Origin of the sequence: Gilliamella sp. wkB18 (genome assembly GCF_001690875.1) — a bacterium.
GTDB lineage: Bacteria > Pseudomonadota > Gammaproteobacteria > Enterobacterales > Orbaceae > Gilliamella > Gilliamella apicola_A.
This window is the reverse complement of the sequence record NZ_LZHM01000082.1, coordinates 1-4,439: the sequence shown is the minus strand read 5'-3', so window position 1 is coordinate 4,439 and position 4,439 is coordinate 1. Positions and strand designations below refer to the sequence as shown.

Here is a 4,439-nt window from a genome sequence, read left to right as displayed (position 1 = left end):
TTTCATGGCAAAGTCTCGCTGATAAGGCTCGGTGATGCCAAGTTTATCTAATCCCGCTTCAATAAGCGCTTTTTGTTGTTGCTTTTCTTCTTCAAATAGCTCATCAACTTCGTTCCATTTGCTTAATGCTTCATCAGCATACCATTCACTTTCATATTTCACCAGTAAATGCCCTATCTGCTCCGCTGTCCAACTTCTGCGTAACCCTTCCTTTAAATCCCTATCCGTAAAAGTCGGTGGCGGTAGGGCTTTTTTTCGTTGGGTTGAATATATTAGTGTGCCGGTTAAGATTTGCTGTAATTCTCGCATCGTCGGCGTGTAATCGGCTAAATCTAAGGTGGCAACGTTATTTTTGCTGATTTTATCAGATAATTCGCCTACCGTTGCCTTCTCTTCTATCGTTTTAAAACCTGACCAGTGCCATGGGCTAACTCGTTTTATGTGTTGCTGTGCGCCACTTTTAGTGTTTACCCAACCTTGTATTGGCATCCCTTGTTTATTCCCCGCCTGTATATATCGCCACACCGAATCAGGAGCGGCATCATCAACTGCTGTAAAACTTGTATTACTCGATTGCTCATTTAGTGAAACAGTACGCGGGTAATACACCGTGTTGTGCTCTGTCGCTGCCGGTAAATTAGTTAATGATAGTGGAAAGTGATTCCAATAATTTATCGAGCTATTTAGTTGCCCATTTTTTCCTTGTAGGTGAAAAACCTCTTTCGTGGCTATCCAGTAATGTCTGTTTTCTACCACAAAACGGATGGTTAATTCCGTGCCATTATTCTCATTCGATGACGATATACCACTCACTAATTCAACTTCATCAGGAATATCAGCTAGGGTTAATTCCGGATAATTCACTTGATAACGGTTAATCAACTCCGTTTTATCTGCCTGCGTTAAACGGTGCTTGCTAACTTCACCCTCCTTATTTTCAACTACCCCATTTATCCCTGTAATCACCATATTACTTGCATTATCTGAAAGATTGGATGATAACTTTAATGTATATTCTGGCTTAACTTTAACGTAATAATCACTAGCATTGCCAATAAACTGTATCCCCAATCCTGCCGGTAACGTCCCTTCAGCTTTAGCGGCCTGAATTAATCTTGCCTCTTTTTCAACTAATAAAATGGTCTTTTCACTTTCCGGTAACTGCTCTGCTAAGACTCGGGTTTTACTGATAAATGCCGGCAAATCATCACAGGTAAATAATTCAACGTGTGCTAGCTGTGGTAAGTTAGTGTCTAATGCTCGCTTCATGGTCGATAACGGAGCCTCTTTGGGCTCGTCAAAACGTTCCGATTGACTAACATTATGACCAATATATCCAATAAAATCGCCTTTCTTTATTGGTGCCGGCTTTTTTAATACCACAATTTTATCTAGCTTTCCTGGCTCGAAAGTCGATGACGTCACCGAGGTTAATTTGACATAGCCCTTATGCGGGGCATCATCATCGCCATTTTTATCCACCAAAACCGCTGGCACATCACAGTTGTTGATTTTCCGAATTTTGGCATACCCCTTATTTTCACCGTCAAATTCAAACGTCGCTGTCTTAGGTAAATAGGTTAATTTCTGTTTATTGTTTGCCGCACCATATACTGCAATGCCTTTTACGGCTACTTCGGGTTTGCCCAGCTTGTCATTATCTTCCAGACAAATGACATAATCCTTGTTGGCTTCTGCAATTGTTCCTGTCGGTCTATCTTTTGCTGTGGCTCCAATATCTTTATGCCAAACATAGCCCGTTATATTGCCCAATTCCTGTTGAAATCCGTTTGGCGTAACTAAAGTACCTTCTGTTATCGACACTATTTTATACCAGCCCGCCATTTTTTGATGTCGTTCCCCTAAACGGACTTTACTGCCTTTGAGTAGTAATCCAACAACGGTTGTTTGGCTTCCATTTTCTCGTATTACACTACCCGTAATAACTTCCGATTTTACTTCATTGACCTTCCCTAATTGAGTTGATTGCCAATAACCAGGATAGTCAACCTTACCATTCCCTTCCTGTTTCTTTTGCTGATAACCATACCAATCTAACTGATGCATATATAAACTGTATAACGTTATTGATGGTGATGTGTCGGTTGAATTAGCAATTTTGGGCATTTGTAACAGGTGCCTGACTAAGGTAAATCCTGTTGAGAAATACGCCACTTTTTGTTGTTCCTTATAAGGCAGTTTTAGTTCAACATTGTCCTGATACACAATTTTAGGATAAACATCATTCACTCGATAAGCGATAACTTCACCATCAGCCATACAACGCAGCTTCGCTTCCTCTTTGATTTCTTTCAATACCTTTTTGTCAATATGGATACCACCATGCCATATGCCATTGGCACCAAAGGGATAAAAGCCGCTGTTTGCTTCTGATAAGGCTTTATAATAGGCGTCTTGACTAAGTGGTTGTTTGCCTATTGGAAAAATGAAATCGTCTATTTTTTTGATGGTCATTTTACGTTCATAAATTTCTTATCTTTATTTTAATTTGATAAGTTTTTAACTTATCGAATATATTTAGCATTAATATTTCTCTTTGACCATTCATCAATAATAAACTTGGGAAATAAGATTACATTGTTTCTTTATAAAAAGTATCTTTTTGCTTATTTGATTATGGTTCATTGCCTGGCTCTACCACAGCTTTTTCACAGTCTTGTCTTTCTTTTTTAGTACATTGTTTTTGAATAGATTTTTGCATTACCAAACCTTTTTCTAATCTATATACGGCTCATAATGGACATATTTTAAGCACTCGCCTTTATAACAACCAAATGCTATCTGATCTTTGTTTTCTCCGGAAATAAATGCTAGCCCCCCCAAATCAATACTATAACTTTTATTTACTCCATTAATTAATAATTCACCATTTATTTTGCACGTATAAACGTCAAAAGCACTTATTTGAGCTGAATTGATATATTTTTCTGCGGTCAAGAAAAAACGGGCTATATCTTTTTTGCCTAAGTTCCATTTATTACATAAATCGTTAAGATAATCGTCACTACCCTCCTTAATTACTTTTTTTATTGACAGTACTTTGATTTCATCGTGATTTATATAAGGTTCATTATGAACGTATTTCAAACACTCGCCTTTAGAACAACCAAATACTATCTCTTCAGCGTTATCACCTTCATGAATAACTGCTACTCCACCTAAATCAATGCTATATTCTTTTTTTATTCCATTAATCAATAATTCACCTTTTATGTTGCAATTATAAAAGTTAAACGAATTTATTTGATCTGAATCGATAGATTTCTTTGCAGTCAAGAAGAAACGGGCTATTTCCTTTTTGCCTAATTTCCATTTATTACATAAATCGTAAAGATGATCGTTGCGGTCCATTTCTACCGCAACTACCTTTTCTAGCGATAATACTTTGATTTCATCACGATTATTGGCACTAGTAGTGACGGGGATCAATATTCCAATTATCAGCAGGAGGATACAGATTTTTACCTTCTCCACTTGTTTTATAAGCAATGCACTGATGTTGATACAAGTCTTTATCATTTAAATTAAACTCCTTTTGTAAAAAAATAACTAAATTTCTAATTGATTCTAATTGTTGAGGTGTTGCATCATCCCATAACTTAGTTTTGTCGTCCCACCATGCTACAACTTCAATACCTATACTGTCTTGGTTATATGGATAACGTTCTGGATAATCTTTTTTTAATTCAGATAAATATTTTTCTCTATAAGTTTTTGATCTATAGTTTGTATCACAAGTTCTAGTCAATTCACAACGAGGTCTAATGACTCCTACATGATTAGCATATTTTTTCAAACTTACAACTTGATAAATTGTTCCATCCTTATCTATAACAAAATGTGCGCCAATATTGTCTTTATTCCAAGGTGATTTCCAAGTATTTTCAATAACATTAATTGCACTTCCTTTTGAATATGTTCTATGCAAAACAATGGCATTGGGACCAATGATATTTCCCCGTTCCAATTTTTTAACTTGGTATTGAATAATACTGTCATTACAAATAAATCCTTCATTATTTATATTAGATTTTTTATTAAAAATATTTATAACTCCAACAGGATTCATAAACCATGCTTTACCATCCATTGATAGGTTAGAAAGTGCTAGGGTGTTGTCGTTTGATTTTTGAGATGATTGTGCCTGTGCCACTTTTTTCCACCACAGTGAGGGTTTGATGCGCTCTTCTTTTTCTAGTTGCCAGTTGCTTTTGACATGTTCATGCGCTTCGTCCACTTTTTTCATGGCAAAATCTCGCTGATAAGGCTCGGTGATGCCAAGTTTATCTAACCCCGCTTCAATAAGCGCTTTTTGTTGTTGCTTTTCCTCTTCAAATAGCTCATCAACTTCGTTCCATTTGCTTAACCCTTCATCTGCATACCATTCACTTTCATATTTCACCAGTAAATGCCCTATC

General features: G+C 36.6%; 2 protein-coding genes and 1 pseudogene. All 3 read right to left on the bottom strand.

Features of this window, described 5'->3' with window-relative positions; all coding sequences use genetic code 11:
* Positions 1-2,475: pseudogene (locus tag A9G48_RS08870) on the bottom strand (hypothetical protein); the annotation flags it as partial.
* A gap of 261 nt (positions 2,476-2,736) precedes the next feature.
* Positions 2,737-3,450, bottom strand: coding sequence for a hypothetical protein (locus tag A9G48_RS08865; RefSeq protein WP_065576086.1), 714 nt, complete (start codon positions 3,448-3,450; stop codon positions 2,737-2,739).
* Positions 3,431-4,439, bottom strand: a 1,009-nt coding sequence (locus A9G48_RS08860; RefSeq protein WP_065576085.1) for a peptidoglycan recognition protein family protein, incomplete at its 5' end; no start/stop codon positions are given. The genes A9G48_RS08865 and A9G48_RS08860, both read right to left, overlap by 20 nt.